The organism is Pseudomonas sp. N-137 (genome assembly GCF_034555295.1).
GTDB classification, from domain to species: domain Bacteria; phylum Pseudomonadota; class Gammaproteobacteria; order Pseudomonadales; family Pseudomonadaceae; genus Aquipseudomonas; species Aquipseudomonas rhizophila.
The window spans coordinates 449,803-475,439 of sequence record NZ_JAXUDQ010000006.1; the positions used below are offsets into that span (position 1 = coordinate 449,803).

Sequence of the window (25,637 nt, forward strand, 5' to 3'; positions counted from 1 at the left end):
ACCTCAGTGGGGATCAGCCAGGCGCAACGCCAACGGCAGCCAGAGTGCCCACAGGGGCGCCAACACCAGAGCGGTTCCCACGATGCCAAGCGGCAGCGCAACGCCGGCCAGTGGAGCGCCTGCGCAATAGGCCAGCGGACCGCCGACCATGCCCACCAACGCACCGCGCCAAACAGGCTGTATGGCCCAGGCCAGGCTGTGCCGCAAGCTTGTGGCAAACACCAGCCAGAGCAGCGCAAGCCAGAGGGGCAGGGCGGTCTGAGCGAATCCGAACAGACCCAGCACACCCAGGCTCCAGTCCAGCACCATGCCGCACAGCCCCACGCGCATCACTGCACGCAACTCGGCCCGGGGCTGTGGACAGAAGCTCAGGTGAGCCAGCAATCCTGCCGCCACAGCCAGGAGCCACCAGGCATTCTGTGCGCCCAGTACACAACCCCACCAGCCCAACTGGACCCAGAGTGCGTTGACGATCAGGCCCGCGCGACTCATCAAGCCTCCCGCCGCTCCAGCAAAGAGAGCTGACGCGCCCCGGGAGCGGCAAAGAGCAGTTGCGCGACGCCGATGGCACGCTCCTGGAATCCGCCTTCGCAGTAACACAGGTAGAACTCCCACAGGCGTTGGAAGGTTTCGTCGTAACCCAGCTCCAGCAGCGCTTGGCGTGATTGCCGGAAGTTCTCGTGCCAGTGCTTCAGCGTGCGGGCGTAGTGCGCGCCGAAGTCTTCCAGGTGCAGCAGGTTGAGCGGTGTTTGACGGCTGGCGGTGTTTAGCAGAACGGACAACGATGGCAGCGCGCCGCCGGGAAAAATATGCCGCTGGATGAAGTCCACCGAGCGGCGTGCCTGCTCATAACGCTGGTCGCGAATGGTGATGGCTTGCAGCAACATCAGGCCGTCATCCTTGAGCAGAGCGCAGCAGCGTCGGAAGTATTCGGGTAAATAGCGATGACCGACAGCTTCGATCATTTCGATCGAGACCAGCTTGTCGTAGCGCCCCTCCAGATCGCGATAGTCCTTGCACAGCACCTCAATGCGCTGCTGCAGACCCAGTGCCTCAACGCGCCGGCAGGTATGGGCGTACTGCTCGTGCGACAACGTTGTGGTGGTCACCTTGCAGCCATATTGGCTGGCAGCATAAATCGCCAGGCTGCCCCAGCCGGTGCCGATTTCCAGTAGGTGGTCGCCGGGGCGCAGGTCGAGCTTGCGACAGATGCGTTCGAGCTTGTTGAGCTGGGCTTCTTCCAGGCTTTGTTCGGGGCTTTCGAACATGGCGGCCGAGTACATCATGGTGGGATCGAGCAAACGCTCGAACAAGTCATTGCCCAAGTCGTAATGGGCAATGATGTTGCGCCGAGAGCCGCGCCGGCTGTTACGGTTGAGCCAGTGCAGCCAACGCAGCACCGGGCGGCCGAGGCGAGCCAGACCACTGTCCATCGCATCGAGCACGTCCAGGTTGGCGACGAACACGCGGGTCACCGCCGTCAGGTCGTTGCTGCGCCAGTACCCCTGGATATAGGCCTCACCGGCGCCGATCGAACCGTTACTGGCGAGCATGCCCCAGACGGCGTCGTCAAGAATTTCGACTTCGGCCTGCAGAGCACTGGCCGGATCGCCGAAGTTTAGCGATTCCCCATCGAGCAGCAGGCGCAAGTGGCCTTGGCGCAGGTGTCGTAATTGGCCGAGAACGACTTGCTTGAAGACGCCGCCGTTGAACAGGCGAAAGCTGCCGGCCTTAGTAACGCTCAGGGTGGGTTCGGGCATGGTCGGGGTCCTTGTGGGCGGTTTCGCCGACGCTCAGGCCGTTTTGGCTGGCCTGATGGTCGTGCAGGGGCGTGCGTTTGAAGAGCAGGCGCAGAGCCTGCCAGTAAATGGCGCTCAAGGTGCGCAGGCTCATCCACGGGAAGGCCAGGAAGTGGCGACGCACAGCCGCGGCATCGAGAGGTTGGCGCTTGAGCGCAAGGTCGGCCTCGAACACCTTGCTGCCATCGCGCCAGTTCTCCATATGCACCCGGATATGTGAGTCCGCGATCAGAAAGCGCATGCGGTAGTCCATGTCCCGAGGCAGGAACGGTGATACATGGAACGCCTTGGCCACCCGGAACGTATGGGGTTCACCGGGGCTTACCGGCAACACATAGTGATAGCGCTCGCGCCATGGGGTGTTGCGGACCTCACAGAGAATGGCCGCCAGACGCCCATCGGTTTCGTGGCAGAAATAGAAACTCACCGGATTGAAAGACAACCCCCAACTGCGCGGTTGGGTCAGCAGCTGGATTGCGCCCTGGGGCGCGGTGCCCAGGGCCTGGGCAAGCAATTCGCGCACCGCGTCGAGCAAGGGGACGCCCAGACGTGTGCGAGCGGGCAGGTAATCGCGCTCGCGCCAGCACAGCGGTGCCAAGGGCCACCCCCGCAGCAGGCGGGACAGACCCAGCACCTGGCTTTGTTCGGCGAGGTCCAGATAAAGCATGCCGATGGGGTATCGGAATCCATGGGCGCGGGGTGAATAGCGGCGATGGTCGATCCAGCCGCGGCACAGGCTGCTATTCAAAGGTATTCTCCAAAATGCCCGGCCACATCCAGCCCACTGACCACACCGTCTTCGTGGAAACCATTGGCCCAATAGGCGCCGCAGAAATAACTGTGCTGACGCCCTTGCAGATCACCCTGGCGAGCCTGGGCGGCGACGCCGGCGAGGCTGTATTGCGGATGCGCATACTCGAAGCGAGCCAGGACCTTGGCCGGATCCACCACGTCACTCTGATTGAGGCTCACGCAGAAGGTCACCGGGGCGTCCAGACCCTGGAGGATGTTCATGTTGTAGGTCAGCGCAGCAGGCGCTCGCACCGAACCACCCAGTCGGTAATTCCAACTCGCCCAGGCCTGGCGGCGCTGCGGCAAGACACCGGTGTCGGTATGCAGCAGTACTTCGTTGCTGGCGTAGGCCAGGGCACCGAGCACCTCACGCTCTGCTTTGCTTGGCGTTTCAAGCAGCGCCAGGGCCTGGTCGCTGTGGCAGGCAAACACCACTTTGTCGAAACGCTCAAGTCCCGCCGCGCTGAGTATGTTCACGCCTGTCGCGTCGCGGCTCACGCGCTGCACCGGGCAGTTGAGCCGGATATGCTGGCGAAAGTGCGCGCATAACGGGTCGATATAACCCCGCGAGCCGCCCTCGATCACTCGCCATTGTGGGCGTCGGTTGACCGATAGCAGGCCGTGGTTATGGCAGAAGCGCACGAAGAACTGCAGCGGAAACTCCAGCATTCTGGCAGGTGACATCGACCAGATCGCCGAGCCCATGGGCACGATGTAATGGTCGATGAAACGTTGTCCATAATTGTGGACATGCAGGTAATCGCCCAGCCGGGTGGTGCTGTCGATGCGCTGCGCCTTCAAGTCGGCCGTGGCCTGCCGGTTGAATCTGAGGATGTCCTGCAACATGCCCCAGAAGCTCGGCGACAGCAGGTTGCGTCGTCGGGCGAAAAGGCTGCGCAGGGTATGCCCCTTGTACTCCTGGCCGGTGGCCGGGTCATGCACCGAAAAGCTCATTTCAGTGGCACGGGAAGTCACGCCCAACTGGTCCAGCAAGCGGATGAAGTTCGGATAGGTCCAGTCGTTGTAGACAATGAAACCGGTGTCTACGCCATAACGCTGGCCTTGCCATTCCACGTCCACGGTGTGGGTGTGGCCGCCGATCCGGTCGTCGGCTTCGAACAGGGTGATCTGGTGCTGGCGAGCCAGCAGGTACGCGCATGTCAGCCCCGATATGCCGCTGCCGATGATTGCGATGCGCATGTTTCAAGACTCCTGTGAAGAGCGTGCCAGGCGCCGGCCAAGGGCCAGGCGCCAACGGGCGGGCAAGCGTCCGAGCAGGCGCAGGACGAAGGTGAAGGACCATGGGAAAGCGATGTCCAGCGGTCGCGCGGGCAGGCGCTGGGCGATATGCTGCGCCGCGCGTTGTGCCGACCAGCGCATGGGCATCGGAAAGTCATTGCGGCGGGTCAGCGGGGTGTCGACGAAACCGGGGCTTACCAAGGTGACATCGATGCCCTCGGCGGCCAGATCGATGCGCAACGATTCGAACAAATAGCGCAACGCCGCCTTGGACGCGCCATACGCGCCGGCACGCGGCAAGGCCAGCCAGGTCACCGCGCTGCACACCCCCACCAGGTGCGGGCGCTGGCCTCGGCGCAGCAAGGGCAGGGCGGCTTCCAGGCAGTGGCTGGTACCCAGCAGGTTGGTGGTCAGTACCCGTTCGACCAGTCGCGTGTCGAAGTGCCCCGGCTCCAGGTATTCGCAGGTTCCGGCATTGAGAATCACCAGGTCCAGCGCCCCCCATCGAGCGTCGATGGTCCGGCAGATATCGGCCACTTGCGCTGGATCGGTCAGGTCGCCCGGCAGCACCAGGACCTGATCCTCATAGCGAGTCGCTAACGCTTGAAGGGGCGCGACTTGGCGCGCACTCAGCGCCAGACGGTGTCCTTGCTCAAGAAGCTGCGAGGCCAATGCTGCACCGATACCGCTGCTGGCGCCGGTCAACCAGATACGACTCATGCCAGCCTCCGCTTCAGCCAGCCGATCACCGAGCCAAACAGTGGTAGGTGCTCGTAGAGCAGGGCACCCGCGTCGAAGAAGTCCTGGTGCAGGTAGACCCGTTCGTTCCAGCGCAAATAACTGCAGCCTTGCAGGGAGATAAGTGCGCCGCCGGCCAGACGTGGGTGGCTGTAATGCAGCGTCCAGCGTAGATAGCCCTCGCCGGGGCCGACCTCATCAAAGCCATGAAAGTCGTAGCGCACCTGATCGACGTTGGCATACATCTGCGCGAAGTAGTTGCGCAGTGCAGGTAGGCCTTCGATCCGATGCAATGGGTCCTGGAACTTAATGTCAGCGCTGTAGAGGGTATCGAGCTCGGCCAGGTGACTGGCGTCCAACTCGGCGAAGGCGCGGGCAAAACGCTGGAGGTAGGCAGACATGTCAGGCTCCGAATTATTGTACAGGTAGTTATTCCTGTACAAGTTTTCGAAGCCTACTGCACGACTTGTACGTTTTAAAGTGTTTTGTATAGGTATTTGTAAATTTGTATAGCTTTTCTGCTGAGCGAGCCCGGTCATGACCGGGCTCGGCTGTTTCAGTGAAACGGCTGAATGTCAGTCAGGTGCGTTGCAGAAACCACGAATCACCTCGCAGGCCTGGCGCAAAGACGCATCGTCCAGGGCATAGGCGATACGGCAGTTTTTTCCTTGCCAGCAACGATAAAAACCCTCGTTTCGCAAATTCCCGGCTGCCGACAGAATCGCTTCGACACCTCCTGTCGATCGTCGCAAACGCAGAACAAGAAAAAATCCAAACCCGAGGCGGCGCCATGCCGGCCTGAACCATCCCACTGCCGGAAGTGCACAGACATGCCCGTTGAGACCCTACAGATAGATACGCTTGTTATAGGCGCCGGCCAGGCCGGCGTGGCCATGAGTGAACATTTGAGCCGCCAGGGAGTGCCTCATCTTGTGGTGGAGCGCAACCGCATTGCCGAGGCCTGGCGCACTGCGCGTTGGGATTCGCTGGTGGCCAACGGCCCGGCCTGGCACGACCGCTTTCCGGGGCTGCAATTCCAGGGGCTCGACCCTGATGCCTTCGCCACCAAGGATCAAGTGGCCGATTACTTCGAAGCCTATGCCAATACATTCAAGGCGCCGATCCGTACCGGCGTTGAGGTCAGGAAGGTCCAGCGTAATGTCGGCCGCCCAGGCTTCAGCATTGAGACCAGCGAGGGCCCGATTGAGGCCATCCACGTGGTGGTCGCCACCGGGCCCTTCCAACGGCCGGTGATTCCGTCTATCGCCGCGGATGTGGCGCAAGTCACCCAGATGCACTCCGCCCAATACCGCAATCCCCGGCAGTTGGCCGAGGGCGCCGTGCTGGTAGTCGGGGCGGGCTCGTCGGGGGTGCAGATCGCCGATGAGTTACAGCGCGCCGGCAAACAGGTCTACCTCTCGGTGGGCGCCCATGATCGCCCGCCACGGGCCTATCGCAACCGGGATTTCTGCTGGTGGCTGGGTGTGCTCGGCGAGTGGGATGCGGAGGCCGTCCAGCCGGGCAGGGAGCATGTGACCATCGCCGTGAGCGGTGCCCGCGGTGGCCATACGGTGGACTTTCGCAGGCTGGCCCATGAGGGCATCACCCTGGTGGGCCTGACGAAGTCGTTCAACGCTAGCGTCGTGACGTTTGAGCCCAACCTTGCCGAAAACATCGCCCGTGGCGATGAAAACTACCTGGCGCTGCTGGATGCCGCCGATGCCTACATTGCCCGCAACGGCCTGGACCTGCCGCCGGAGCCTGAAGCGCGCCGGCTATTGCCTGACCCGCACTGCCTGACCCATCCGATCCTGGAACTGGATCTGGTGGACGCTGGGGTGACCACCGTGATCTGGGCCACTGGCTACTCGGTGGATTACAGCTGGCTGAAGGTCGACGCGCTGGACGCTAACGGCAAGCCACGGCACCAGCGGGGTGTTTCCAGCGAACCGGGTGTGTATTTCGTGGGCCTGCCCTGGCTGTCACGGCGCGGGTCGGCGTTCATCTGGGGCGTGTGGCACGACGCCCGGCATATCGCTGACCACATCGTGAAACAGCATACCTATCTCAACTATCGAGACGCTTCGCAGCGCCAGAACGAGGACGTTCAAGCCACGGCGCTCGATAGCGATTCGAACAGTTCGAAAACCAGCCTCATGGGAGTCCGTTGATGCCTACCCACACTCGCATCCGCATGTTCAACACCAAAGACACCTATCCCAACCAGACGCTGGACAACGACTTGTGCCAGGCCGTGCGCGCCGGCAACACCGTCTACGTGCGCGGTCAGGTTGGCACTGATTTCAACGGCCAGTTGGTAGGTCTGGGCGATCCGCGTGCCCAGGCTGAACAGGCCATGCGCAACGTCAAGCAATTGCTGGAAGAGGCCGGCAGCGACCTGAGCCACATCGTCAAGACCACCACTTACCTGATCGACCCGCGCTATCGCGAGCCGGTGTACCAGGAGGTGGGCAAATGGCTCAAAGGGGTGTTCCCGATTTCCACCGGGCTGGTGGTCAGCGCCCTCGGCCAACCGCAATGGCTGATGGAAATCGATGTGATCGCAGTGATCCCCGAATAAGGAGAGTGGAGCATGACTTTTTCCATTGTCGGGCGTTGCGCCGAGACGGGCCAGTTGGGCATCGCCATCAGTTCCTCGAGCATTGCCGTCGGCGCCCGTTGCCCCTGGTTACGGGCCGGTGTCGGCGCGGTGTCGAGCCAGAACATCACGCTGCCGGCCCTGGGTCCGCAGATCCTCGACGAACTGGCCGGTGGCCTGGCCGCCCAAGAGGCTGTCGAGCGCGCCCTGGCGCGCAATGGCTACAGCCAGTACCGCCAGGTGGCGGTGGTGGATGCCCACGGGCGCACGGCGATTTTCAGCGGCAGCCACGCCTTGGGCACCCATCGCGCGCTGGCCGGTGAGCAATGCGTGGCGGCCGGCAATCTGTTGACCAGTGTGGGCGTGATCGACGCCATGGTTGCCGCATTCGAGCACAGCGAAGGTTGTCTTGCCGCGCGCCTGTTGAGTGCGTTGCAGGCCGGGCAGAGCGCAGGTGGTGAAGCCGGAGCGGTGCATTCTGCGGCGCTGTCGGTGGTGGATGAACTCACCTGGCCGATCGTCGATTTGCGTGTCGACTGGGCCGAGGAAAACCCCATTGCTGAGCTGGAAAAACTGTGGCTGGCCTATCAGCCGCAACTGCAGGACTACCTGACCCGCGCCCTCGATCCGACCCTGGCCCCCAGCTACGGAGTGCCGGGTGATGAGTGAGCTGCGCAGCCGCGCACTGCTCGCCAGCCTGGTGGGCTTTGCCACGGTCAGTCGCGAGTCGAACTTGGCGCTGATCGAGTTCGTGCGTGGCTACCTCCACGATCTGGGCGTGAGTTGCGAACTGATCTACAACCCCGAGCGGACCAAGGCCAACCTGCTGGCGAGCATCGGCCCAGCGGTGCCCGGTGGGGTCGTGCTGTCCGGTCATACCGATGTAGTGCCGGTGGACGGACAGCACTGGACGGTCGATCCGTTTTGCCTGAGCGAGGCCGGCGGCAAGCTGTACGGCCGGGGCACCGCCGACATGAAAGGCTATTTGGCTTCAGTGCTGGCAGCGGTGCCGATGTTCCTCGCCAGCCCGCTTCGCCGGCCCGTGCATCTGGCGTTCTCCTATGACGAAGAGGTCGGTTGCTTGGGCGTGCGCAGCCTGCTGCAAGTGCTGGCGCAACGTATTCCCCAGCCTGCGTTGTGTCTGATCGGCGAGCCCACCCAACTCCAACCGGTGTTGGGCCACAAGGGCAAGTTGGCGATGCGTTGCCATGTCAAAGGGGCAGCCTGTCATTCGGCCTATGCGCCCTACGGGGTGAACGCCATCGAACAGGCAGCGCGCCTGATCAGTCGGTTGGGGGAGATCGGCGCGAATCTGGCCGAACCTTCACAGCACGATGCGCGCTTCGATCCGGCGTACTCCACGGTGCAGGTGGGCGTGATCCAGGGCGGTACCGCGTTGAACATCGTCCCGGCCGATTGCCGCTTCGATTTCGAAGTGCGCGCCTTGCCGGATTTCGCCCCACAGGTCGTCGTCGAGCAATTGCGCGATTACGCCGAGCAGGCGCTGCTGCCGGCGATGCGGGCCGTGCAAGGCGACACCGCGATCCGGTTTGAACCACTGTCTGCCTACCCGGGCCTGGCAACCCGACCTGACAGCGCCGCCGCGCGTCTGGTGGCCGAGCTGTGCGGCAGTGATGCCTTCAGCACCGTGGCATTCGGCACCGAAGGCGGCCTGTTTGATCAGGCCGGAATCCCGGCGGTGGTCTGCGGCCCCGGCAGCATGGATCAGGGGCACAAAGCCGATGAATACGTGAGCGTTGAACAGATGGCGGCCTGCGACCGATTGATGGATCACCTGGCGAGTCATCTCAGCGACCCCAACGACTTCTGAGACAAGGAAATTGCGGTGAACGATTTCAATGATTGGAAAAGCCGGGCCGCGCAACTGCGCCTGAGGGATGACGCCCTGATTGACGGCTTGCCTCATGAGGCAGTCGATGGCACACGGTTGCAGGTCATCAACCCCGCCACCGGACAACGGTTGGCGAACGTGGTGACTTGCGGTGAACAAGACGTCGATCTTGCTGTGCTCAGCGCCCGCAAGGCCTTCGAACAGGGGCCGTGGGCACGCATGGCACCGGTCGAACGCAAAGCGGTGCTGCTGCGTCTGTCGCAATTGATGTTGGCCCACCGCGAGGAGCTGGCGCTGCTGGACTCGCTGAGCATGGGCAAACCGGTCATGGATGCCTGGAATATCGACGTGCCCGGCGCAGCTCATGTGTTCGCCTGGTACGGCGAAAGCCTCGACAAACTCTACGACCAGGTCGCGCCTTCGGCGGCGAATGTCCTGGCTACCATCACGCGGGTGCCGCTGGGTGTGATTGCGGCGGTGGTGCCGTGGAATTTTCCGCTGGACATGGCCGCCTGGAAGCTCGCCCCGGCACTGGCCGCGGGCAACAGCGTGGTGCTCAAGCCCGCCGAGCAGTCGCCGTTTTCGGCCTTTCGCCTGGCCGAACTGGCCCTGGAGGCAGGGTTGCCGCCAGGGGTGCTCAACGTCGTGCCGGGCCTGGGTGAGCAGGCGGGGCGGGCGCTGGGTTTGCACCCGGATGTCGATGCACTGGTGTTCACCGGCTCTACCGAGGTCGGCAAGTACTTCATGCAGTACTCGGCGCAATCGAACCTCAAGCAGGTTTGGCTGGAGTGCGGTGGCAAGAGCCCGAACCTGGTGTTCGCCGATTGCCAGGACCTGGACCTGGCGGCGCAAAAGGCCGCGTTCGGGATTTTCTTCAACCAGGGAGAGGTGTGCTCAGCCAACTCACGGTTGCTTGTGCAACGTTCGATCCACGATGAATTCGTCGAGCGCTTGATCGACCAGGCACAGCGCTGGCAGCCAGGCAATCCACTGGACCCATCAAGCCGCGCCGGAGCCATCGTCGACACCCGCCAGACCGCGCGAATCATGCGGTACATCGAACAGGCTCAAGCCGAAGGCGCGCGGCTGGTCTGCGGCGGTCGCCAACTGAACTTCGAGGGTTCCAGCAACTTCATCGAGCCAACGATTTTTACCCAGGTGACCCCCGCGATGCAGCTGGCGCGCGAAGAGGTGTTCGGGCCAGTGCTGGCGATCAGCGCATTCGAGGATGAGGAGCAAGCGATCGCCATGGCCAATGAACATATCTATGGGTTGGCGGCATCGCTATGGACCGATGACCTGAACCGCGCCCATCGCGTGGCGCGCCGACTGAATGCCGGCACCGTCTCGGTGAACACCGTGGATGCGCTGGACGTCACGGTGCCCTTTGGGGGTGGCAAGCAGTCGGGGTTCGGTCGCGACCTGTCACTGCATTCGTTCGACAAGTACACGCAACTCAAGACGACGTGGATTGAGCTGCGTAGCTGACGGCCGCTCCACAGGCTTCCCCCTTAATCGATTTGTTCTCCCTAAAACAAGAAAACGGAGCAACCGATGGACAGTTCCTCAAGCGTGCAGTTACAAACCGCTCTCCCATCGCGCAGTGGCCCGCGTCGACGCCTGGGCCTGAGTGCCCTGTTGGCGGTGGCCGTGGGCCTGGTCGTTTCCCAGGGCGTCATGGTGCTGATGCTGCAAGGCGCCGGGATCGCCGGCATGGGTTTTATCATACCGCTGGCCTTGGCCTGGCTGCTGGCCTTGAGTTACGCCTGTTCGTTTTCCGAATTGGCGCTGATGATTCCTCGCGCCGGTAGCTTGAGCAGTTACACCGAAGTCGCCATCGGCCAGTTCCCGGCGATTCTGGCGACTTTCTCCGGCTACGTGGTGGTGGCGATGTTTGCCCTGTCGGCAGAGTTGTTGCTGATGGAGTTCATCATCGAAAAGGTCTACCCGCATTCGATGCCACCGCTGAGCGTCGCCCTTGGCGTGCTGTGCCTGTTCACCGTGCTCAATCTGTTCAACATCGATATTTTTTCGCGGCTGCAGACCGTGTTGGCGCTGGTGATGACGGTCTTGCTGCTGGTCATGGGCCTCGGCGCGCTGACAAGCGAAGGCGTCAGCAACGTATCGACGCTGGTAGCGACTGCTGGCTGGAACCCGATGGGGCTGGGGGTGATTGCCCTGACGGCACTGGCCGTGTGGGGTTTTGTCGGGGCTGAGTTCGTCTGCCCGCTGGTGGAGGAGACGCGGCGCCCCGAGCGCAATATCCCGGCATCGATGATGATCGGTCTGACCGTGATCTTCGTCATCATTTGCCTGTACTGCCTGGGGGCCTTGCTCACCGTTCCGCAGGCCGAGCTAGCCAGTAACGGTCTGCCGCATTATCTGTTCGCCACCACCGTGTTCGGCGAGGCGGGGCAGGTGTTCCTGGTGTCTGCCGCCATCACCGCTACGTGCAGCACACTCAACAGTTCCCTTGCAGCTATTCCGCGGATGTTGCTGGGCATGGCCCGCAGTGGCCAGGCGTTCGGGGTATTCAAGTTGCAGGGCAAGCGCAGCGGGGCGCCATGGGTGGCGGTGCTGTTCGTGGCATTGGTCACCGGCCTGCCGCTGTTGCTGATGCACGACAACCCCGACGCGATCAACCTTCTGCTGCTGGCTGCCGCGTTGGCCTGGTTGCTGGCTTACGTCATTACCCACATCAACGTGATCGCTTTGCGCCGGCGTTACCCGCACGTGCACCGGCCATTCCGCACCCCGTTCTACCCCTTGCCGCAGTTGTTCGGCATCGCCGGCATGCTCTTTGCCATCTGGCATGTTTCCCCCAGCCCCGAAATGACCGTTCCGATCTTCACCAGCGCCGGTGCGGTGCTGGGCATCGTCTCGCTGATTGCGGTGGTGTGGGTCAAGTGCGTGATGGGTAAACCGCTGTTCAAGCCTGAGCCGCTGGCACCCGCCCAAGGCATCGATACCGACAAGATCAACAAGCAAGGAGACCTGCAATGAACGCACCATCGAACCCACCCCGCAGCACCCGCGAGTATCAGGCGCTGGACGCGGCGCACCATATCCATGCGTTCCTCGATCAGAAGGCCCTCAATGCCGAAGGGCCCCGGGTGATCGTGCGCGGCGAAGGCCTGGCGTTGTGGGACAACGACGGCAAGCGCTATCTGGATGGTATGTCGGGCCTGTGGTGCACCAACCTGGGTTATGGGCGCCAGGACCTGGCCGCCGCGGCGAGCCGTCAGCTGGAGCAGTTGCCGTACTACAACATGTTCTTCCACACCACCCATCCCGCGGTGGTGGAACTGTCGGAACTGCTGTTCAGCCTGCTGCCGGGGCACTACAGCCACGCGATCTACACCAACTCCGGCTCCGAGGCCAACGAGGTGCTGATTCGCACGGTGCGTCGCTACTGGCAGATCCTCGGCAAGCCACAGAAGAAAATCATGATTGGCCGCTGGAATGGCTACCACGGTTCGACTCTGGGCGCCTCGGCCCTGGGAGGCATGAAGTTCATGCACGAAATGGGCGGGGTGATCCCGGATGTGGCGCACATTGATGAACCGTACTGGTTTGCTCACGAAGGCGACCTGACGCCGGCAGAATTCGGTCTGCGCGCCGCGCGCCAACTGGAGGAGAAGATTCTCGAACTGGGCGCCGACAATGTCGCCGCGTTCGTGGCCGAACCTTTCCAGGGTGCCGGCGGCATGATCTTCCCGCCCGAGAGTTACTGGCCTGAAATCCAGCGTATTTGCCGCCAGTACGACGTGCTGTTGTGCGCTGACGAAGTGATCGGCGGTTTCGGCCGTACCGGTGAGTGGTTCGCCCATGAATATTTCGGTTTCGAACCCGACACCCTGTCCATCGCCAAGGGCCTGACCAGTGGCTACATCCCCATGGGCGGCCTGATTCTCTCCAAGCGCATGGCTGAGGTGCTGGTGGAGCAGGGCGGGGTGTTCGCCCATGGCCTGACCTACTCCGGGCACCCGGTGGCAGCAGCCGTGGCGTTTGCCAATCTCAAGGCGCTGCGCGACGAAGGCATTGTCACTCAGGTCAAGGAGGACACCGGGCCGTACTTGCAGCGTTGCCTGCGGGAAGCCTTCGAGGGTCACCCGCTGATTGGCCAGATCCAGGGCGCCGGGATGGTGGCGGCGCTGCAACTGGCCGAGGACAAGGACAGTCGCAAGCGCTTTGCCAATGAGAACGAGATGGCCTGGCAATGCCGCACTTTTGGTTTTGAGGAAGGTTTGATCATCCGCTCCACCCTGGGCCGGATGATCATGGCCCCGGCGCTGGTGGCCAGCCATGCCGACATCAACGAACTGGTCGACAAGACCCGTATTGCTGTAGATCGCACCGCCCGCGCTTACGGTCGCCTCTGAGTCCCGTCGCCGGCTCGTGCGGGCGAGCCGGCCTTTCGAGGAACCGCTTCATGTCCAGATCCTTGCGTTGCAATATCGCGTGTGCCCTGGTGCTGCTGAGTAGCAGCGTCCTGGCCGCGCCGCAGAGCCTCACCGTGATCTCCTTTGGTGGCGCCACCAAGCAGGCCCAGGACAAGGCCTACTTCCAACCCTTCAACGCCAGCGGTGCAGGAAGCATTGTCGCCGGCGAATACAATGGCGAGTTATCGAAGATCAAGGCCATGGTCGCGGCCGGCCACACCAGTTGGGATGTGGTCGAAGTCGAAAGCCCCGAGCTGTTGCGCGGTTGTGAGGAGGGCCTGTTCGAAAGACTCGATCTGAGCGCCTTGGGTGATCCGGCGAATTTTGTGCCGGGAACACTCACCGAATGTGGCGTGGCCACGTATGTCTGGTCGATGGTCCTGGCCTATGACCAGAGCAAGTTGGCCAAGGCCCCCAAGTCCTGGGCGGATTTCTGGAACGTCACCGAATACCCGGGCAAGCGCGGGTTGCGCAAGGGGGCCAAGTACACCCTGGAAATTGCCTTGCTGGCCGACGGGGTCGAGGCGCAGGAGTTGTACAAGGTGCTCAACACCCCCGAAGGCGTGTCGCGGGCGTTCGCCAAGCTGGACCAGATCAAGTCGAACATCCAGTGGTGGGAGGCCGGTGCGCAACCGGCGCAGTGGCTGGTGGCGGGGGACGTGGCGATGAGCGCCGCCTACAACGGTCGTATCGCTTCGGCGCAAAAGGAAGGCATGAAGCTGAGCATCGTCTGGCCGCAAAGTCTGTATGACCCGGAGTACTGGGCGGTGGTCAAGGGCACGCCGAACAAGGTCCTGGCCGAGCAATTCATTGCCTTTGCCAGCCAGCCGCAGGCGCAGAAGGTGTTCTCGGAAAACATCCCTTATGGGCCGGTGCATCGCAAGGCGCTGGCGTTGTTGCCTGGAGCGGTCCAGGAGCAGTTGCCTACCGCCGAGGCCAACCTGGCCGAAGCCCGGGCCGTGGATGCCGAGTTCTGGGTTGACCATGGTGAGGAGCTGGAGCAGCGCTTCAACGCCTGGGCAGCCCGCTAGCCACAACGTTCATGCACCTTCAATGGCTGGCTCAGGCCAGCCATTGTTTGAACTGCTCTTTGCAGTAATCCACAAACAACTGGGCAGGTTTGGTCAGGTGCGCGCGCTTGAGCCATCCCGCCACCAGGGCCGAACCGGTGACGTCCTCGGCGATGTTGACGCACACCACTTGCTGCCCATCGTAGGTGCAGGTGGAATGTGGCCGGGTTACCAGCAGCGCAAATCCGAACGATTGCCCGACCATGCCACGCACCATTTCGATCGAGGGTGAGCTGAAAACAATGTTCGGTGTCAGGCCCAACTCCTCGAAAATGCTCACGAAATAGGTCCGGCTGGGTTGCACGTCCAACAGAATCATCGGCTCCAGCGCCAGATCGCGCAGGGACACCTGAGCCTGGCTGGCAAAGCGGTGCTCCGCTGGCAGCAGTGCGTAGGGTCGTTGCGGCGCCATCAGCGCCTCGGTCTCGATGGTGCCGTCGAGGTCGTGCTCATAAAAAATCGCCAGATCGAAACGACCCCCCGTCAAACCTTGCACCAGTTCCTGTTGCTCACCGTCCTGCAGACGGATCTCCACGCCGGGGTAACGCTGGCGAAAACCGGCGATCAATCGTGGCAAGTACAGTGGCGCGACAGTCTCGAAGCAGCCGATGTCGATCTGACCGCTGACCACGTCGTTGTCGGCCAGCGCGTTCTGCTCGAACTCTCGCGCCATGCGCAGCAGTTCCTGGGCTTTGCGATAGAAGCGAGCACCGCTGGGGGTTAGCGACACACCCTGGGCGTGGTGACGGATGAGCAGCTGCACGCCGAAACTGTCTTCCAGCCCTTTGACGGCGGTCGCAATCGAGGGCTGGGCGATGTACAGCTTGCGGGAGGCTTCGGCGACGCTGCCACATTCGACGGTGGTGACGAAGTACTTCAGCTGACGCAAGGAATAGGACGCCACGGCACACCTCGATCCGGATGATTTTTGCCTACCTTACCTTGTGCACAGAGGGCAGTGGGCGGGCATTGCGACGGATTTTACTGGGCAGTGACGATATTCAGGCTGGCTTGGGGATGAGCGCCTGAAAAAAACGCCTGCCCAAGCATCATCGGCAGGCGTCTGGGAAAGACCGGCGCAGAAAGGAGGGACTGGCCGGGGTCGGAAACGGACTCAGGCCACCGGGATCAACGGGTCGGCGGCGGCCAGGGCGGTCGCGCGATCAGCCGCGGGCGGATAGATCCACACGGTGTTGATCTGGGTCTTAAGCTCCTTGGCTTCCTGCCCGACCAACTTGAGCTGGCGATCCCAACCCTCGGTATACACCGCGCCCCAGGCACCCAGGTCCAGACAGGTCACGTACTTGGGTTGGCTATAGGCCATCGGCGCGACGCCCAACAAGTCGGCCGCGACGTTGTTGCCGGCATAGCGGCCCAGGGCTATGGCGTGCTGGCAGGACATGGCCGCGTAGTTACCCAGGGTGTCGGTGGCGGCATAGGCCACGTCGCCGGTGGCAAATATGTCGTTCTGGCCCAGGACTTTCAGGTTGGCATCGACGTGCAGGCGACCCTGGCGATCGCGAGTGCCGGGTATCTGTTGGGTCAACGGACTGGCGCGGAACCCCACGGTCCAGATCACAGTATGGGACTCGATACGCTGGCCGCTCGACAGGGTGACGCCACCGGCATCCACCGATTCGACCGAGTCGTTGACGATCCACTCGATACCCAGATGCTCGGACGCTTGGACAATGGACGGACGAATGCCGTCGCCCAACGCTACGCCGATCTGCGACCCGCGATCCACCACGATGACCCGGATGTTAGCGTCTTCACCCAGGACCGCGCGCAGGCGCGCGGGCATTTCGGTGGCGGTTTCGATCCCGGTAAAGCCGCCGCCGGCCACCACCACGGTGTTGCGGGCCGGTCTGTCCGGAAGATTTTTCAGGGACTTGATATGGGCTTCGAGGCGGGTTGCCTGTTCGATTTCATCAACGTCGAAAGCATGTTCGATCATGCCTTCAAGGTCTGGGCGGACCAGTTGGCTGCCCGCCGCGAGCACCAGACGGTCGTAGCCCAGGCTGCCCTCGGTGCCGAACACATCCACGTAGGCGACCTGTTTGTTGTCGACATCGATACGGCTCGCCGAACCTTGTACGAATTTCACGCCCACCGCGTCGAACAGGCCACCGAGCGGGGCGGCCATGGTGTGGACGTCCGGCTCATAGAAACGAGGACGGATGCGCAGCTCAGCCTGGGGGGCCAGGACGCTGATCTGCACGTCATTACGATCGTGTTGGTCCAGCAGCCGGGCGGCGCTCAATGCGCTCCAGACCCCGCCGAAACCTGCGCCAACAACCAGAATATGTTGTTTCATGATGAGCTCCCGAAGACAAAATCGATACGTTGAATTGTTTAACTGTTTCAGCGTGACCGTGTCGCGAACTACTCCAAAAGCGCCTGGCTGCAATGAGTTGCCATCGAGCACATTCAATTTCAGTTCGCTGTAGGGAAGCTTATTGGCAGGGCCTGTGTTTAACACTTCTACATAAGGTCATCCGGCCTATGCCTGGGTAGGGGGGATCTATACAAAGGTATGAGGTCGCGACGATGGCGCGGCATCAGGAAGGCCGGCCAACTACCGACTCGATGCAGGCGATCAATTGAGCGCAGTCGAAGGGCTTCGGGAAAAACGCCACCGGCTCGGGCGCACCGGCGCTGACACGGGGTGGCACGCCAGGGTATCCGCTAATGAAAATGATCGGGATATGAATGCCCAGGGTCGACAGTCGATCGTACAGCTGAATACCGGTCATGCCAGGCATTTGAATATCCGATATCAGGCACGCTGTGTTTTCAAGTTCACAGGAAGATAAAAAGTCCAAGGCGCCCGCGTATGTTGTAACCCGATATCCGTGGGAACGTAACAAGCCATCCAGTGCAATTCGAACTGACTCGTCATCATCAACAATTGAAATAGTTGCGGTATTGGACATGTCGATACCCGGAGGTGATATCAGGTAGCCATAAAGGCGCCTGTATCACTGCAAGATACGCCGTCCAATAGTCCCGCCAAGTATACGTGTGTATGAACTTTCTACTGCTCGCCACGCCATTCCAGCACCTGGGCCATGCGGACCAGATCGGCAAACGAGCCTGCGCACATTTTGCGCATGGCTTGGCCGCGGTGAATCTTGACCGTGATTTCGCTCAAGCCCAGTTCCCCAGCGATCTGCTTGTTCATCAGGCCTGACGCCGCCAGCGCCATGACCTGTTGCTCGCGCGGGGTCAATGTGGCGTAACGGCCAAGCACTTGCTGATGGCTGCGTTCGGCGTCGCGCCGCTGGCAGTCCTGTTGATGGGCGGCGGTCACGGCGTCGATCAGGTCTTGTTCGCGAAACGGCTTGGCGAGGAAATCCACGGCACCGGCCTTCATCGCCCGCACGGTCATGGCGATATCACCGTGACCGGTCATGAACACGATGGGCAGATGGACGTTGGCCGCGGCCAGCGCCCGTTGGCACTCCAGGCCGCTGATGCCTTGCAGCCGTACATCCAGAACCAGGCAACTGGGCAGGTCGGGCCTGGAATGGTTCATGAACTGTGCGACCGAATCGAACAGATGCACCTGCAGGCCGATGGAGCGCAGGAGACTGCCGAGGGCTTGGCGCAGCGGTGCGTCGTCGTCAACGATATAGACGATGGGCTCGTTGCCGAGGACCGGTTTCGTGGGCTGCATGGCGTTCATTTCCCGCTCCCCGACAGAGCGGTGCCCGTGAGCCGCGGTAGCGCGAACCTGAACGAGGTGCCTTGGCCGGCCTCGCTGGTCGCCCAGATCCTGCCGTCATGGAAGTCGATGATGGACCGGCAGATGGAAAGGCCCATGCCCAGGCCGTTTTCCTTGGTGGTAAAAAACGCATTGAACAAGGACGGCAGGACCTCGGGGGCAATGCCGGTTCCGTGGTCAGTCACCTCCAGCAGAACTTCGTCATCACCCATCCAGGTGCGTATGTGCAGGGTTCGTTCGTGTGCCTTGACTGCGTCCATGGCGTGGCAGGCATTGATGATCAGGTTGATGATCACTTGCTGCAGTTGCACCCGGTCTGCGCTGACCTGGCTGTCGGTCGCTGCCAGCTCCACCTTCGCCCGGACTTTATGATGAGCCAGTTGCTGCTGGACCAGGTTCAGGGTCTCGCGGACGATGTCGTCCAGCGGCTCGGGCTGGCGCACCGGGTCGCATTTGCGCGACAGCGCTCTGATACCGCTGATGACCTCGCTGGCGCGACAGCCGTTGGCGACGATTCGGTCGAGGCAATCCAGGGCTTCCCCGAGATCGGGCTCCGGACGTTTGAGCCAGCGGCGGCAGGCCTCGCCACTGCTGGTGATGGCCGTCAGTGGCTGATTGACCTCGTGGGCGATGGACGCGGCCATTTCCCCCAGGGAGGTCAAGCGCGTGACGTGGGCCAATTGGCTCTGGGCGCGGAACAATGCGTCTTCGGCCTGCTTGCTGGCGGTGACGTCCATGAGCGCACCCAAGTACTGGAAACGGCCATGCTGGACGAGCAGGGGGCTGGCGATCATGTGGATGTGCTTGATGCGCCCATCAGGCATCAGCAGGCGCAGCTTGACCTCGATCTGCGGTTCACCAGCGGCGGCCTGTTGGAAAACCCCGCGTGCCAACTCCAGGTCTTCAGGGTGAGTGCGCGCCAGCATCATCGACACCGTCGGTGTCTTGTTGGGCGAGTACTCGAAAATCCGTGCCGACTCCTGCGACCAGGTCAACGCTTGGCGATCGCCGCGAAAGCCCACGCTGCCGGTCTGGCTCAGGCGCTGAGCGCCGATCAGGTAAGCCTCGTTGTGCCGCAGGCTGTCGGAAGCCTGCTTGCTGCGCAGCGCCAGGAACGCAATGGCGGACAATGCGGTCAGGCAGCGAAAGAAACCGGTGGTCGATTCCCAGCGGTGATAGCCGCCGTTGTACAAGAACATCGCGGTGAGCAAGCCCATGCACATCAGCGCGACGGTGATCACCAGATTGATGGAGAACAGGTTGGCCGCCATCAACAACAAGGTGATGTACAGCAGGGTCGGCGCCAGGTCGGAATGGGTCTCGGAGTTGATGATGACAATCCCGCAAGCCACCACCAGGCCTACCAGCCAGCCGAGGGCGTTGACCAGCGGATGGGTACTGATTCCCATCGACAGTCGCGGCCCCTTCTGGCATGGGGCGTATCGCAGGCTGTCATAGACGTTCTTGAGCATCGCGGAGGGTAGGGGCACGCTGGCAGACCTTTTGTTTTTACGTGGTCTCGCTCTGGGATGTCGGGGGACAGAGCATCGGTTCGTATCTTAGAAGCGCCGCTTGGGCTGAGGTAGGACATAAAACCCTGAAATTCCGCCAGGCCGTGCCAATACTTTATTTGTGGCGAGGGGATTTATCCCCGCTGGGCTGCGCAGCGGCCCCCAAACCAGGCAACTCGGTGTGCCAGGAAGATTGAGTTCACTGCTTTAGGGCTGCTGCGCAGCCCAACGGGGATAAATCCCCTCGCCACTAAGGCAGTGTTCGCCACAGGGCTTGGTATATACCGAAGTATCGATGAAGCCGCCCAAAGGGTGGGTGGAGTGTCCCCACGTACAACAGACACTGGCTTGCCTCGGGGATTACGCTTTCAACACCTCGTCGCCGTAGGCCTTGATGGAGGGCGCAGGCGATGATCTTGTCCACTCCTGACTCAATGGCCTGGCGCCTGGGGCGACGACGATGATGAACAGAAATGACCTGCGTCGTGCTGACATCAATTTGCTGGTGGTCTTCGAAACCATGATGCACGAGCGAAACGTGACCCGCGTCAGCGAAAAGCTGTTCCTCGGCCAGCCAACGATCAGCAGTGCCCTGGCACGCCTGCGGTTGATGTTCGATGATCCCTTGTTCATCCGTTCGGGGCGGTTGATGGAACCGACCTCCCGGGCGCGGGAAATCTTCTCCAATCTGTCACCGGCGCTGGACGGCATCGCCGCAGCCTTGAGCCGCTGCCAGGCGTTCGAGCCAGCCACCAGCGAGGCGACCTTCCATATCGGCCTTTGCGATGACGTCGAGTACGCACTGCTGCCGGAGTTGTTGCGGCGCCTGCGGATCGAGGCACCGGGCACCACCTTGGTGGTGCGCCGGGCCGATCAATGGCAGGTGTCCCAGCTGTTGGCCAGCGGCGAGATATCCCTGGGCATCAGCCCGACCCTGGAGCTGCCGGCCAATGCCCGGCGCAAGACGCTGCGGCCGATTCGACCGATGCTGCTGCGCGCCGATTCGCAGCCCGGCGAACTGACCCTGGATGAATTCTGCCGTCGGCCCCATGCCATCGTGTCGTCCATGGGCAATGTCATCGATGATTCGGACCGGGCGTTATGCCTGATGGGCCGACAGCGCCGGGTGGTGTTGACCGTGCCGCAGTTCAGCGCCTTGCCCATGCTGTTGGCCGGGAGCGACATGATTGCTATCGTGCCGGATTACGTTGCCCTGGCGATGGCCGTGGTGGCTGGTATGCGGGCTCAAGCGGCCCCGATCTGTTTGCCCCAGCACGAGCTTTCCATGGTCTGGCGCGGTGCTTCGCACAATGATCCGGGGGAGCGTTGGCTGCGCTCCCGTTGCAGCGCACTCCTGGCTGAGCAGGGCGACTCGCAGGCGCGATCCTGGAAAGTGGCCTGACAGGCCAGTAGCGCAAGTTTCGCGCTTAACGGGAAAACCGGCTGCGATACTCGCGGGGGGAAATCGACAGGTGACGCTGAAATGTGTGACGCATTCGTTCCTCGTCACCGAAACCGCAGGCGCGGGCGATCTGGTCGATGTTGCGCTGAGAGTCTTCCAGCATTCGCCGCGCCGCCTCAAGGCGGAACATCTCGATGGCTTTGGCCGGGGTGCGGCCGGTCTGGCGTTTGTAGACCCGGGCAAAATTGCGCGGGCTCATCCTGGCCTCGCGGGCCAGTCGCTCGACGGTGAGGTTGTTGTCGTCCAGATGTGCGCAAATCCACACGTGCAGTTCATCGAAGCCGGCGCTCTCCTGCATCTGCAATTGCAACAGTTGGCTGAACTGCGCCTGACCGCCGGGGCGTTTGAGAAACACCACCAGCTCACGGGCCACCTGCAGGGCCACGTCGCGACCGCAATCGGCTTCGACCAATGCCAGGGCCATGTCGATGCCCGCGCTGACACCGGCCGAGGTCCAGACGTTGTCCTGCTGGATGAAGATCGCATCAAGATCCACCTCAACCGACGGGAAACCACTCTTGAGCATCTCGCACATGGCCCAATGGGTGGCGGCCCGGCGTCCGTCCAGCAAGCCGGCCTGGGCCATGAGGAAAGTGCCGCTGCACACCGATGCGGTGCGCCTGGCCTGGACCGAGGCAATGCGCAGCCATTGCACCAGATCGACACAGTCGATCATCGCCTGCCGAATGTCCGGTGCGCCGGGGACAATCAGCGTATCGATGAGCGTCCCGTCGAGCTCCCGCAGGGCACGGGTATCCACGACCAGGCCTTCGGCGCTTTGCATCAATCCGCCTGCCAGACTGGCGGTGTGCATGGCGTAGCCGGGCAGGCCGCGTTCGGTCATGGCCTTGGTGGCGGCCCAGAACACTGTTTGGGCGCCGGTCAGGTCCAGCAAGCCCATTTGCGGATAGGCCAGGAATACCAGGGTGCGCGGTTGGGAAATGGACTCGGCGGCGAGGCCGACATCCAGGGTCATCTCGTTCATGATCGTTTCGCGCGGGGTGTTTGTCAGGGCCGGTGAAAGAGTCTATCCGTTTTCGGCACAATTGAACGAATGGCCTACCCAGCGGAATGGAACTTGCCTGAGCTTTGATCCATAAGCCCTGGAATCATCAAAGGTCGGGTCAATGAACAATGACAACATGGCGCAACCAGCGGTCTCGTCGGAGGGACTGCCGATGCTGCCGATCAATCGGTTCCGCACCACAGACATCGACGAGCACGCCCGGAACATGGGCGGTTGGCAGGTTTGCTACGACCAGTTGACCCCCGGGCGCTTCGACGGCGAGTTGATCGAGTTCCGCTCGGAGTGGATGCAACTGGTGCGCGACCGCTCTAATCAGGCTCTGACCAAGCAAGGCACGGCCTGGGAGGGCGCCATCACCTTCAGCGTGCCGCTGAGTGCGGACGGGCCGGTCTTTTGTTCCGGGCACCCGATTGTCGAGCCCAGCCTGTTGGTCGCCCGTGGGCATAACCTGCCCGAGCTGCGCACGCCCCAACATCTGGATCTGCTCGGTGTCGCCATCGACGAGCAGGCGTTGGAGCATGTGCTGGAACGTCAAGGCAGCCGCTTTCGAATTACCGATCTTCCCAAGTGTTACCGTCTCGGCAACTCGACGCTGCCCGCCGAGCTTGCGGCGTTATTCGATGAGCTTGAAGGGGGCGAGCAGGGGCGTGACTCGTTGCTGGGTTACGAGTCGATTCGTCGTGGCCTGCGTGACACGGTGATGCTGCACATACTGGAACTGGTGGCACCGGACGAGGCGCCGCCGCTCAGCCCCACGGCGCGCAAGCGCATGGTCGACCGCGCCCGGGAGTACGCCTTGGCCCATGTCGATGAGCCGCTGTCGATCCTCGACCTGTGCAACCACATCGGGGCCAGCCGACGCAAACTGCAGTATTGCTTCCAGGAAACCCTGGGTATCAATCCGGTGGCCTATTTACGAGCGTTGCGCCTCAATGCCGTGCGCCGTGAACTGCGCAACGGGGATCAGGCCCTGGGCGTCCAGGAGGTGGCGGCACGCTGGGGCTTCTGGCACTTGAGCCGCTTTTCCAGCGATTATCGGGTGCTGTTCGGCGAGACACCTTCCCAAACCCTGCGTCGCACGCATCTGTGCTGAAAACGGATAACGGCTGACCGGCCGGCTCCCTAGGATGACCCCAACACCACAGGGTTGGAGGGGCATTCGATGAATCAAAATAAAAAAGCAAACGCCTGGCGCTGTACTTGGTTGACCTTGGGGCTGATCGGTATGGGGGGCGCTGCCCATGGCACCGAAAACGGTGCGCCGACCACGGCGGTCGGGGTCTATGATTTCGGCGCGGGCATGATGCCGCCGGCCACGCCCTTTGGCACCGTCGGCCTGCGCACCGCGTTCTATTCGGCCAACGTGCAGAAGGACCGCCACGGCAAGTCCGTGGACAACAATTTCTCTCTGGATGTGCTGTCCATCGGCGTCGCCTATATGCGCATGACCGATTACACCGTGCTGGGCGCCAAATATGGCTTCGGCGCCGTGGTGCCGTTCTTCCAGATGGACGCTTCGGTACAGGTGCAGACGCCTATCGGTCCGCTGGACCTTGCGGCCGATCCGTTTCGCATGGCCGACATCCAGTTGTTGCCGCTGATCCTGCAGTGGACCCTATCGCCCAACCTGTTCGTCAACACCCAGTTCCAGATCCAGGCACCGACTGGCGACTATGACAAGAACCGGCTGATTTCACCGGGGCTCAACCACTGGACCTTTTCGCCGATCCTCAACGCCACTTACATCTCCGACAGCGGCTTCGAAGTGTCTTCCAGTTTCGAAGTCGACATCAACACACGCAACCCGGCCACTGACTACAAGAGCGGCGTCGAGTACCGCCACGAATTCGCGGTGGGCCAGCACGTCGGGCCCTGGACCGTGGGCGTGGGCGGGTATTACTACCGCCAGTTCAGCGATGACGATGCGCCAGGGCTGCAATCGGGCAATCGCGCCCGGGTGATGGCCGTCGGGCCGGCGGTGAGCTACTTCAAGCCCGGTATGCCGCCGGTATGGCTGCACGTCTACAAGGAGTTCGACGCGCGTAACCGTGCCGAGGGCTACACCACGGCACTGCGCATTTCTCACAGTTTCTAAAGGGGCTCCCATGAACCAATCAAGTTCCATTTCAACGGCCGCAGCCCCGTCACGCCAGGCCACGGGTCGGCGTGAAGGGCTGGTGCTGATGCTCGGCAGCAGCCTGACCATCATGGGCTCGGTGATGGTCGCACCCATCTTGCCCCGTTTGGGCGCCGAATTCGGTCCCATGGAGCCGCGAGCCGATCTGCTGGTGCCGCTGGCGATCACCGGGCCGGCCCTGACCATTGCCCTGTGCGCGCCGTTGGCCGGTTGGCTGGCGGACCGGGTCGGGCGCAAGGCGCTGCTGGTGATTGCCACGTTGCTCTACGCAGTGCTCGGCGCGCTGCCGGCGATGCTCGATAACCTGCCGGCGATTGTCGGCACCCGGCTGCTGTTCGGCTGCGCCGAGGCGGCGGTGATGACCTGTTGCGCGGCCCTCATTGCTGACTACTGGCACGGCGAAGAGCGCTTGCGCTACGTCAACCGGCAAGTGGTGACCATCGGCCTGGTGGGAGCGCTGTTTTTTGTGGTGGGTGGGGCGCTCGGGGAGCATTCGTGGCGCTCGCCGTTCCTTTTGTACCTGCTGCCATTGTTGCTGGTGCCCGCCATGATGAAGGTGCTGTGGGAGCCGTCGATGGCCAAGCGACCAAGGGCCGAGCAGCAAGCGGACGAATCGGGTCCGGCCAAGGTCGCGGTACGGTCGCTGGTGATCGGTTACCTGATGATTCTGGGCGGCATGGTGCTGACCTTCGTCGTGCCGATCCAGGCACCGACGCTGTTGGTCAGCCTGGGCATCGCCTCCAGCACACTGATCGGCATGGCGGCAGGCTTGAGCCTGCTGGCGACCCTGGGCGGTTCGTTGATGTGGCCCTTGCTGCGCCGTCGCTTCGGCATTGCCGGTTGCAACGCGCTGTTGCTGAGTCTGATAGGGCTTGGGCTCTGGCTGCTGATGCGCGCCCAGAGCTACAACGCCGTGCTGGTGGCGGTCTTCATTCAGGGCCTGGGTTCCGGATTGCTGGTGCCCAACGTGATGGCTCCCGTGATGAATGCCTTGACTGCCAGCACCCGCGGCCGTGGCCTGGGTGGGTTCACCTCGTTTCTGTATATCGGCCAGTTCGTTAGTCCGCTGGTGGTGGCCTCTGTGGGCGCCTTCGCCAGCGATCTGCGCCAGTCGATCCAATGGCTGGCAGTCGCCAGTTTTGCCGCCGCGCTGCTGTGGATCGCTGTCGGTCTGCGTACTCGAGGCCATGGTCAGGCGACCACTCTCGGCTCCCGTCAATCGTCATGAAACAAGGAATCTGA

General features: G+C 62.3%; 24 protein-coding genes. 12 read left to right on the forward strand and 12 right to left on the reverse strand.

Annotation, left to right across the window (positions count from 1 at the left end):
- Positions 1-3: 3 nt before the first annotated feature.
- Genes T3A99_RS04300 through T3A99_RS04325 form a run of 6 tightly spaced genes read right to left on the reverse strand, consistent with a single transcriptional unit; the run spans position 4 to position 4,969 of the window.
- Positions 4-492, reverse strand: coding sequence for a DUF2878 domain-containing protein (locus tag T3A99_RS04300; protein ID WP_160892343.1), 489 nt, complete (start codon positions 490-492; stop codon positions 4-6).
- Positions 492-1,760, reverse strand: a complete 1,269-nt coding sequence (locus T3A99_RS04305) for an SAM-dependent methyltransferase (RefSeq protein ID WP_139050018.1) — start codon at positions 1,758-1,760, stop codon at positions 492-494. Before T3A99_RS04305 ends, T3A99_RS04300 begins: the two co-directional genes overlap by 1 nt.
- On the reverse strand, positions 1,732-2,547 hold the full coding sequence (locus T3A99_RS04310) for a DUF1365 domain-containing protein (protein WP_322833974.1): 816 nt from the start codon (positions 2,545-2,547) through the stop codon (positions 1,732-1,734). Before T3A99_RS04310 ends, T3A99_RS04305 begins: the two co-directional genes overlap by 29 nt.
- Positions 2,544-3,791: an NAD(P)/FAD-dependent oxidoreductase gene (locus T3A99_RS04315; RefSeq protein ID WP_322833975.1), complete on the reverse strand. Its 1,248-nt coding sequence runs from the start codon at positions 3,789-3,791 to the stop codon at positions 2,544-2,546. Before T3A99_RS04315 ends, T3A99_RS04310 begins: the two co-directional genes overlap by 4 nt.
- Positions 3,792-3,794: 3 nt before the next feature.
- Entirely contained in the window at positions 3,795-4,550 is a 756-nt protein-coding gene (locus T3A99_RS04320; protein ID WP_322833976.1) for an SDR family NAD(P)-dependent oxidoreductase, read from the reverse strand.
- On the reverse strand, positions 4,547-4,969 hold the full coding sequence (locus T3A99_RS04325) for a nuclear transport factor 2 family protein (protein WP_047229149.1): 423 nt from the start codon (positions 4,967-4,969) through the stop codon (positions 4,547-4,549). Before T3A99_RS04325 ends, T3A99_RS04320 begins: the two co-directional genes overlap by 4 nt.
- Before the next feature lie 429 nt (positions 4,970-5,398).
- On the opposite strand from T3A99_RS04325, the gene T3A99_RS04330 reads away from it, so the two are divergent.
- From T3A99_RS04330 to T3A99_RS04365, 8 genes are all read left to right on the forward strand, one after another.
- On the forward strand, positions 5,399-6,739 hold the full coding sequence (locus T3A99_RS04330) for an NAD(P)/FAD-dependent oxidoreductase (protein ID WP_322833977.1): 1,341 nt from the start codon (positions 5,399-5,401) through the stop codon (positions 6,737-6,739).
- Positions 6,739-7,149 (forward strand): RidA family protein, encoded by a 411-nt coding sequence (locus T3A99_RS04335; RefSeq protein WP_003201555.1) that lies wholly within the window; start codon positions 6,739-6,741, stop codon positions 7,147-7,149. The genes T3A99_RS04330 and T3A99_RS04335 overlap by 1 nt, the downstream gene beginning before the upstream one ends.
- A gap of 12 nt (positions 7,150-7,161) precedes the next feature.
- Entirely contained in the window at positions 7,162-7,836 is a 675-nt protein-coding gene (locus T3A99_RS04340) for a DUF1028 domain-containing protein (RefSeq protein WP_322833978.1), read from the forward strand.
- The gene (gene argE / locus T3A99_RS04345) at positions 7,829-8,998 is read left to right on the forward strand and encodes an acetylornithine deacetylase (RefSeq protein ID WP_322833979.1); all 1,170 of its coding nucleotides are present in this window, start codon (positions 7,829-7,831) and stop codon (positions 8,996-8,998) included. The genes T3A99_RS04340 and argE overlap by 8 nt, the downstream gene beginning before the upstream one ends.
- 15 nt (positions 8,999-9,013) lie before the next feature.
- Positions 9,014-10,507: an aldehyde dehydrogenase gene (locus tag T3A99_RS04350; protein WP_322833980.1), complete on the forward strand. Its 1,494-nt coding sequence runs from the start codon at positions 9,014-9,016 to the stop codon at positions 10,505-10,507.
- 66 nt (positions 10,508-10,573) lie between these two features.
- Complete coding sequence (locus T3A99_RS04355) at positions 10,574-12,022, forward strand: APC family permease (protein WP_322833981.1); 1,449 nt, start codon at positions 10,574-10,576, stop codon at positions 12,020-12,022.
- Complete coding sequence (locus tag T3A99_RS04360; RefSeq protein WP_322833982.1) at positions 12,019-13,401, forward strand: aspartate aminotransferase family protein; 1,383 nt, start codon at positions 12,019-12,021, stop codon at positions 13,399-13,401. The genes T3A99_RS04355 and T3A99_RS04360 overlap by 4 nt, the downstream gene beginning before the upstream one ends.
- 50 nt (positions 13,402-13,451) lie before the next feature.
- Entirely contained in the window at positions 13,452-14,492 is a 1,041-nt protein-coding gene (locus tag T3A99_RS04365) for an ABC transporter substrate-binding protein (protein ID WP_322833983.1), read from the forward strand.
- 31 nt (positions 14,493-14,523) lie between these two features.
- Here the strand turns inward: T3A99_RS04365 and T3A99_RS04370 are convergent, their stop codons facing one another.
- From T3A99_RS04370 to T3A99_RS04390, 5 genes are all read right to left on the reverse strand, one after another.
- Positions 14,524-15,435: a LysR substrate-binding domain-containing protein gene (locus T3A99_RS04370; RefSeq protein ID WP_107322443.1), complete on the reverse strand. Its 912-nt coding sequence runs from the start codon at positions 15,433-15,435 to the stop codon at positions 14,524-14,526.
- Positions 15,436-15,645: 210 nt separating this feature from the next.
- Positions 15,646-16,848: an NAD(P)/FAD-dependent oxidoreductase gene (locus T3A99_RS04375; RefSeq protein ID WP_322833984.1), complete on the reverse strand. Its 1,203-nt coding sequence runs from the start codon at positions 16,846-16,848 to the stop codon at positions 15,646-15,648.
- Positions 16,849-17,092: 244 nt separating this feature from the next.
- The gene (locus tag T3A99_RS04380) at positions 17,093-17,467 is read right to left on the reverse strand and encodes a response regulator transcription factor (protein WP_316911774.1); all 375 of its coding nucleotides are present in this window, start codon (positions 17,465-17,467) and stop codon (positions 17,093-17,095) included.
- A gap of 101 nt (positions 17,468-17,568) precedes the next feature.
- Complete coding sequence (locus T3A99_RS04385; RefSeq protein WP_322833985.1) at positions 17,569-18,219, reverse strand: response regulator transcription factor; 651 nt, start codon at positions 18,217-18,219, stop codon at positions 17,569-17,571.
- A complete protein-coding gene (locus T3A99_RS04390) occupies positions 18,216-19,667 on the reverse strand; it encodes a sensor histidine kinase (RefSeq protein ID WP_416221544.1) in 1,452 nt (483 codons plus the stop codon). Before T3A99_RS04390 ends, T3A99_RS04385 begins: the two co-directional genes overlap by 4 nt.
- Positions 19,668-20,229: 562 nt before the next feature.
- Between T3A99_RS04390 and T3A99_RS04395 the strand changes: the two genes are divergently transcribed.
- Complete coding sequence (locus T3A99_RS04395; RefSeq protein WP_047229140.1) at positions 20,230-21,171, forward strand: LysR substrate-binding domain-containing protein; 942 nt, start codon at positions 20,230-20,232, stop codon at positions 21,169-21,171.
- 25 nt (positions 21,172-21,196) lie between these two features.
- Here T3A99_RS04395 and T3A99_RS04400 read toward each other — a convergent pair whose 3' ends face one another.
- Entirely contained in the window at positions 21,197-22,207 is a 1,011-nt protein-coding gene (locus T3A99_RS04400) for a GlxA family transcriptional regulator (protein ID WP_047229184.1), read from the reverse strand.
- 151 nt (positions 22,208-22,358) lie between these two features.
- On the opposite strand from T3A99_RS04400, the gene T3A99_RS04405 reads away from it, so the two are divergent.
- The 3 genes from T3A99_RS04405 to T3A99_RS04415 all read left to right on the forward strand — a co-directional run bounded on the left by T3A99_RS04405 (position 22,359) and on the right by T3A99_RS04415 (position 25,623).
- Complete coding sequence (locus T3A99_RS04405; protein ID WP_047229139.1) at positions 22,359-23,351, forward strand: helix-turn-helix domain-containing protein; 993 nt, start codon at positions 22,359-22,361, stop codon at positions 23,349-23,351.
- 69 nt (positions 23,352-23,420) lie between these two features.
- Positions 23,421-24,353, forward strand: coding sequence for a SphA family protein (locus T3A99_RS04410; RefSeq protein WP_076384567.1), 933 nt, complete (start codon positions 23,421-23,423; stop codon positions 24,351-24,353).
- A gap of 10 nt (positions 24,354-24,363) precedes the next feature.
- Complete coding sequence (locus tag T3A99_RS04415) at positions 24,364-25,623, forward strand: MFS transporter (RefSeq protein ID WP_322833987.1); 1,260 nt, start codon at positions 24,364-24,366, stop codon at positions 25,621-25,623.
- Positions 25,624-25,637: the final 14 nt, after the last annotated feature.